The sequence below is a fragment of the Limnospira sp. PMC 1279.21 genome (assembly GCF_032349615.1).
Taxonomy (GTDB): Bacteria; Cyanobacteriota; Cyanobacteriia; order Cyanobacteriales; family Microcoleaceae; genus Limnospira; species Limnospira fusiformis.
On the sequence record NZ_JARPLU010000019.1, the window covers coordinates 39,596 to 45,805 of the forward strand.

The window sequence follows — 6,210 nt, forward strand, 5'->3', positions numbered from 1 at the left end:
ATGACCCGAGGAATTTATATTGTCGCCAACGATCGCGTCCAGGAAAATGCGATCGCCCTCCTGAATAGCATTCGTCGCCATAATCAGAGTGTTCCCGTGGTGATGATTCCCTTTAATGAGGAATATCATCAAGTTTTTAACACCTTAAATCGTCTCCATGATGTGCAGCTATTTCCTAACTTAGAATTCCTCGAAGAATTAACCCAAAAAGTGGGAGCAATTTTTGACAGAGATTTTCTCAAACTCCCCAATAAAATGCGAAAGCTGGCCGTCTGGTTTGGGCCGCTACAAGATTTCCTTTATATTGACACTGATATTATTGTTTTTGAAGACATTGCAGCTAACCTCGATTATTTATCCGAGGTCGATTTTTTCTGCTGTGACTATCATCACGCTGGCGAAAAATTGCGGAATATTTTTTCCCCCGTCGTTATCGAACAAAATATCTTCAGTGAAACCGATTTAGAAGATGTCTTTAACAGCGGTTTTTGGGCTTCTAAAAAGGGTGCAATTACCTTAGATAAACTATACCACACCTTGCAGGAATGCTCCCAACACCGGGAGTATTTTGACTTTACACAGGGTGTCACCGACCAGCCAATTTTTAACTATCTGGTACTCAAACATATTCCCAAACGTGGTAATTTGGTCAAGCGTCCCGGAGGAGATGTCGGGAGTTGGGCCGGTTCTAAACACTTTCAGGAGCGGAACCATATCCTGTATGATAAGGAGAAACCTTTAAAGTACCTTCACTGGGCAGGTACTCCCTTAAATCCTGGGCAAAACTATTGGGATATCTGGGAATATTATCGTTATCTCCATGAAGGAAAACCAGCATGGCAGAGGAAACTGAGCCGCTTATTTTCTTTTCTAAAACCCTAAAAAACTAGACCTAGACAAGGACTAAACCTATGACAGACGGTATCTATACTTTTGCCAATGATGTCGTTTACGACCAACTCGTTGCTTTACTGAATAGCATTGAAGTCAATGAAGGTCGAGAACTACCCGTATGTATTATTCCTTACAATAATCAGTTAGATAAAATTCGTGCGGAAGTGGCTAAACGTAACCATGTCACTTTGTTTGACAATCAAGAATCAATTGCTTTTTGGGAAGACTTTATGACTCAAGCCTGGAAAGCCAATCAAACCGCCCAAAAGGTTTGGAAAGAGCAGGGCAAACCTGAAGTTCGTCGGGTTAATTTTGTCAGAAAGTTATGCAGTTTTGATGGGCCTTTTGATAAATTCATTTATATGGATGCAGACACCCTATTAATGAACTCAGTTGATCCAATTTATCAGAAACTCAATGATTATGATTGGGTGGTCAATGATTTTCAATATAAATCGGAGATGCACTATATTTATAATCCCGAAAAAATCGAGATTTTGGACAAAGTTATCGGCTTAGAAAAAGCCAAATCTCAGATTTTTTGTGCGGGATGGTTTGCTTCAAAAAAAGGAGTTTTTAACCCCGCAAAAATAGCCGAGTTACTTAATTACTTGAAATCCGGTGATGCCGAAGTTTTGTCGTTACGAGGCTCGGATCAACCCCTTTATAATTACATGGTTTCTCGGAGTGGTATTTCTTTCTACAATTTTGCCTACCATAATTTAGAACAAGCCACCGGAAGCCACTGGTCTTCTACTTTTGATGTCGTGGATAACGTGCTTTATGATAAAGGTCAGAAAATTACTTACATTCATTTTATGAGCATATCTGCTGGTAAGTTTACTCAGCTTTGCGGTGGTGAGGATGTCAAAATTCCTTATCAGGATGTGTTTTTGCATTATCGATATTTGAAATCACCGTCAGACCGTCCTCAGTTGAAGCCACCGAGTTGGTTGGTTCAGGTACAGAGGAACCTTAAGAATGCGATCGCTAAAATAAGCGATCGCGTCATCTCAAAAATCCGTAAAATTAAACGGGGTTTATCATAATTTGGTCCCCAGTCGGCATCAAAATTAAGGTTTCCCATGCAAAACCAAGAACAGAAGCCAATGAACATCCTGCTAATCGGATATTACGGACAAAGAAATATCGGCGATGATTTGTTTGTCAAACAGCTAACCAATTATTTTTCCTGCCAATCTAACGTCGGCAAAGTTTTCGTTTTATGCAAGGAAGATTATTACCCCAAAATTAGCGAAAAAGTTATTTATTTTTCCGAATCAAACTTGCCCAAATTAAAGAAGCTGGGATTGATTTTACGCAGTGATTATATCTTTTGGGGAGGGGGTACATTAAATATTGGAAGTAGCCCCCCTAAAAATTTATTGAGGCTGAAAACCTTATCCAAATTAATGGGCAAAGGCTTTGGTTTTTTGGGAGTGGGTTTGGAAGGGAGTAATTCCGAAAGCTACCAGTTATTTGACAAGTGCTATTTGCTCTACCTGAGAGATAAGTATTCTTATGAACTGGCTTTAAATAATTTTAAGAATACACAATTTATTTGTTTGGGAGGAGATTTGGCTTTTTTAGAACTCACTTTTTACGAACCATTTATCGCGACAAAAAATAGGTCTGAATTCAAAAATATATCATTTTCTGGTAAATATTGGTGGGGAGAAGGAAGAGGGGAGTTTTATGCCAAACAGTTGATTCCAGTTATTGAAAAATATAACTCAGTTATTCATTTACTTCCCAGTCATGTGGGAGACGAAACAAATGACAATCGGTTTCATGAATTTTTGAGGAAGTATCTGCCAGAGAAAAATTGCCAATTACATTCATGGCAAGAACCGCAAGAATTTATCAAAATTTTAAGTGAAATGGACTTTCACCTCGGAAACCGACTGCACTCCATTATCATTGCTGATATTTTAGGAGTTCCCAATATAGGTATCCAAAAATCTGGCTCTAAAATTGACAACTATCTTCAGAAAACTGGGGTATTACCACAGGAAAGAAGGGTCGATGTCCTGGGAGAGATTGGACTAGACCGGATGGAGAAAATTTTCAACCAATATCAGCGTCCAGACGCATTTATTAAAAATGAGTCTGAACAAGTCAAAAAATGTTTGGAAATCATTGGGCAGTAAAAACTAATTATCAATGCAATTGCCTCTGAAACTTTGGTTCATTCATCCATGCATTCTAAGTTAAATCGGATATATTTTCAATATTTCTCTAGCAGCATTTTCGACATCTGAGGCATCTTGAACAAATTTACAAAAGGGAATTTCGTGAGTCCAAGTTTAATAAAATGATTGATTTTTATAGTAAGAATTGGCTAAAAAAACGTGGGGAATTTCTAATAAAATGCCAAGTATATGACCGTGGAGACGGTTGGTAATTACTAAACCGTGAGGTTTAAACTGATAAACTCCATCATGCATAAATTTCCAGGAGTTCAAGTGCCAAGATGGGTTATCCATTTGCTGAAATTTGACAACGTAGGGATGGAATAACTTCCACTGTTGCCGAGAAAACCATTCCTTTAATCTACCTTGTTGAATGAGAGTGGTTAAGCCTTTCAACGATAAAGCACTGGGAGTACCTTGATACTCGTAGGATGCCCAATCCTGTGTCACCACATTCGGCAAATTCAGGGTTTTTGGCGCTGAGTCTTTGTTTAACTCTTTCCCAGTTCGACAATGGTACAGGATAGAATTAGAACGATGATTTTTGTTTGGTAAACCTGGCATATTAACCAGTTGAAAAGCCATATCGGGAGCTAAGAAAACTCGACAGCTATGGAAATATTCAAGAGCGATATTGTAACTGTAATTTTCTCGCGCAAATATGGTTAGATTGGGGTGGGAGTTAAATATATTAGCGACCTTATTTAAACGTTCCTGCTCCGTAAAATAAATGCTTTGGGGTAGGATAATTATTGGGCGATCGCCATACTCCGAAATAATCTCTTCATAAAAATTTATATGTTTATAAATATCGTTTAAATTCCCTCCACCCGTAAAGATTAGAGGAGATTGTTTGTCGAGCTTTGGCTCAATCTGACCTTTTGATAAATTCTGAACTGCGACATGGTTGATGGTACAGCCAACCACGTCAGTTAGATACAAAATTGCTCCTAGCCAAATTAAATGGTCTCCTATATTGCCATAATTGGGGTAGTTAAGCAATGCACATTTTTCAAAACTTCCTACGTTTCCTAAAGCCTGATGCAGCTCTTCCTTAATAATTTCTGGTTGGGAAATATCCATTTATTTTTCCTTATTAGTAAAGACAAGTTGGCAGATTCTAACCATAATAAAATTCCCAATCTTTCAAGGCTTTAATGCGAGCCAAGTTTAACCTTGAGTGGTACTTCAGTTTAAATTTAAGTTCGTCTCCCATGGTTTTAAGTTGAGAATTAGGCAGTTTTTCCGTTGGGTCTTTAGAAGCATCCAGGTGTCTCCTCACTTTAATTAAATCTTGAAAACCGTGGGTATTAACAGTCCATCCCACCTTAGCAGCCGCTAAACCGATCGCATTTCCATCTCCTCGATGAATTTGTCTCAATTCCAAATATCTGCCAATTCTACCCCACTGTTTAATAAACTCTTTTTCTCTGCCTTCATCCCTCGCCACAATATACAGAGCTTCTTGAATCCAAAAGGTATTCTCTAAGGAAATCCCTAGTTTGGAGGCTATTTTGTGAAAAGCTTCTCGTTCTTTCGGTATTTTTTCTCCCAGATATTTCTCTTTCGCATCAAGATGGCCGATAATATTTTGGAATTTACCTTGGCCAGATGTGATTCCAGGCTGCCAATCTATTTCCGGCACTTCTTCAATAATTGTTGTATCGGCATCAATATGAATAGCAACCCGAAATAATGACAAAGCCTTTTCAATTACGAAACGGCGATCGTGGAAACAGTAGAGGACACCCTGAGACTGATGAGGAAACGCTAAAATATTGTTTTGATCCCTTAAATCTTCCGGTAAGTCTGTATAAACGACTAATGAAGTTCCTGGAGAATACTGTTGGATATCCTGAGCCAGTTGTTTCACTAACCGTCGGTACTTTTCACCCAGAGCCAAGGTACAAAAACAAAAATCTTTATCACGGTTAATCATGATTTGTCCCTACTATGGCTATATATCCCATCTTACTATAGATTAGAGTTGAAGGTAGTTATCATTTGTGTTGTTTTGTAAAGTAATTATAACCATAATTGGGGTCTAACTCCTGAGCAAGTTTTTTCTCGATAAAATCGATGTCCTCTAGTGAGATCTTATCTTGATACCCTCCGACCTTTGCTTCTCTGACTTTTAAGGATTCTTGATCGATATTGGGATGGGTTTCGTTTGGCAACTTTCTCTGAGTTTCTTTCTCTCTCATTTGCTCAAATGATGCCCGTTTGACTGCTTCTTGAATCAAGCTGTCACTAACTTGTAAACCCAAGAATTTCATGACTTTTGTCAACTCTCTCTGAGTTTCTTGACGGATATCCTCATATCGTAATAGCAAAAATGATTTAGGTAGATCATGATATCCCTTCCAGGCATTACATAAAGCGATGAAGTCGTCCAGATAATACCCTTCGCGAATGAATTCAGATAAACTCTTCTGAATCCATTTAGGACTTTTATCTCTCTTGGTTTTCAGAAAATAGTTAGATATCACAGCATCTCTGGGATCTCGAACTAATAAAATTATGTTCTTGTCTCGGTAATCCTCTGGATGATTATTAAATCGCTCGTGGACTGCTTTTACATAAGGAATTTTAGGACTTAATTCGGCAAAATAGGAAATATTTTCAGGGTCTATATTATTCAAGCCTGATAACGATTGGAAGACATTTCCAATCATTACCCGCAGCCAAGTTCTACCACTATTCGGCTGTGATATTATTAAGTATTTAGCGGCATCACGCTCTCTGTCTTCCTGGCTTTTATGGGGGTCAATAATGGCTTGAATTCGCTTTTTGAGAGCCAGAATTTTGGTTTTCATGATATTTAGTAAACCTTGCTAATTTCACTACAACCCGACCCGACCAGATGATTTATCAAACATCATATTGATGTGTTTAGATACACTGAAATCGGAAAAAACATGGCCATAGCCGGAAGTTTATGAGTATGGCACAATCTGAAAAATCAGACGTGGAGGCATCTTTCGATCGCACCATAACAGGAAAGTATAAACAGCACAATTGACACCTACAAATCGCCTTGGGAAAACCAGGATATACAGGCGATTCACTTCACGTAAAACTCCTGGGAGGGTTGGAAGCTCCGTGATTTATCACGGAGAGGAAA

General features: G+C 38.5%; 6 protein-coding genes. 3 read left to right on the top strand and 3 right to left on the bottom strand.

The window, feature by feature from the left end; genetic code table 11:
• Genes P5683_RS05085 through P5683_RS05095 form a run of 3 tightly spaced genes read left to right on the top strand, consistent with a single transcriptional unit; the run spans position 1 to position 3,044 of the window.
• A complete protein-coding gene (locus tag P5683_RS05085; protein ID WP_006625818.1) occupies positions 1–882 on the top strand; it encodes an Npun_R2821/Npun_R2822 family protein in 882 nt (293 codons plus the stop codon).
• 29 nt (positions 883–911) lie between these two features.
• On the top strand, positions 912–1,943 hold the full coding sequence (locus P5683_RS05090) for an Npun_R2821/Npun_R2822 family protein (RefSeq protein ID WP_006625817.1): 1,032 nt from the start codon (positions 912–914) through the stop codon (positions 1,941–1,943).
• Positions 1,944–1,979: 36 nt separating this feature from the next.
• Complete coding sequence (locus P5683_RS05095) at positions 1,980–3,044, top strand: polysaccharide pyruvyl transferase family protein (protein ID WP_006625816.1); 1,065 nt, start codon at positions 1,980–1,982, stop codon at positions 3,042–3,044.
• A 156-nt stretch (positions 3,045–3,200) separates the two neighbouring features.
• Here the strand turns inward: P5683_RS05095 and P5683_RS05100 are convergent, their stop codons facing one another.
• The 3 genes from P5683_RS05100 to P5683_RS05110 all read right to left on the bottom strand — a co-directional run bounded on the left by P5683_RS05100 (position 3,201) and on the right by P5683_RS05110 (position 5,902).
• Complete coding sequence (locus P5683_RS05100) at positions 3,201–4,169, bottom strand: polysaccharide pyruvyl transferase family protein (protein WP_315639389.1); 969 nt, start codon at positions 4,167–4,169, stop codon at positions 3,201–3,203.
• A 37-nt stretch (positions 4,170–4,206) separates the two neighbouring features.
• Positions 4,207–5,025 carry a hypothetical protein gene (locus tag P5683_RS05105; RefSeq protein ID WP_006625814.1) on the bottom strand — a complete coding sequence of 273 codons (819 nt, stop codon included), beginning with the start codon at positions 5,023–5,025 and terminating at the stop codon, positions 4,207–4,209.
• Positions 5,026–5,086: 61 nt separating this feature from the next.
• A complete protein-coding gene (locus tag P5683_RS05110) occupies positions 5,087–5,902 on the bottom strand; it encodes a sulfotransferase domain-containing protein (RefSeq protein WP_187757994.1) in 816 nt (271 codons plus the stop codon).
• Positions 5,903–6,210: the final 308 nt, after the last annotated feature.

Excerpts from the sequence above, each read along its gene's own strand:
- P5683_RS05110 (WP_187757994.1), bottom strand. The coding sequence starts at position 5,902 with ATGAAAACCAAAATTCTGGCTCTCAAAAAGCGAATTCAAGCCATTATT.
- P5683_RS05090 (WP_006625817.1), top strand. The coding sequence starts at position 912 with ATGACAGACGGTATCTATACTTTTGCCAATGATGTCGTTTACGACCAA.
- P5683_RS05100 (WP_315639389.1), bottom strand. The coding sequence starts at position 4,169 with ATGGATATTTCCCAACCAGAAATTATTAAGGAAGAGCTGCATCAGGCT.
- P5683_RS05105 (WP_006625814.1), bottom strand. The coding sequence starts at position 5,025 with ATGATTAACCGTGATAAAGATTTTTGTTTTTGTACCTTGGCTCTGGGT.
- P5683_RS05095 (WP_006625816.1), top strand. The coding sequence starts at position 1,980 with ATGCAAAACCAAGAACAGAAGCCAATGAACATCCTGCTAATCGGATAT.
- P5683_RS05085 (WP_006625818.1), top strand. The coding sequence starts at position 1 with ATGACCCGAGGAATTTATATTGTCGCCAACGATCGCGTCCAGGAAAAT.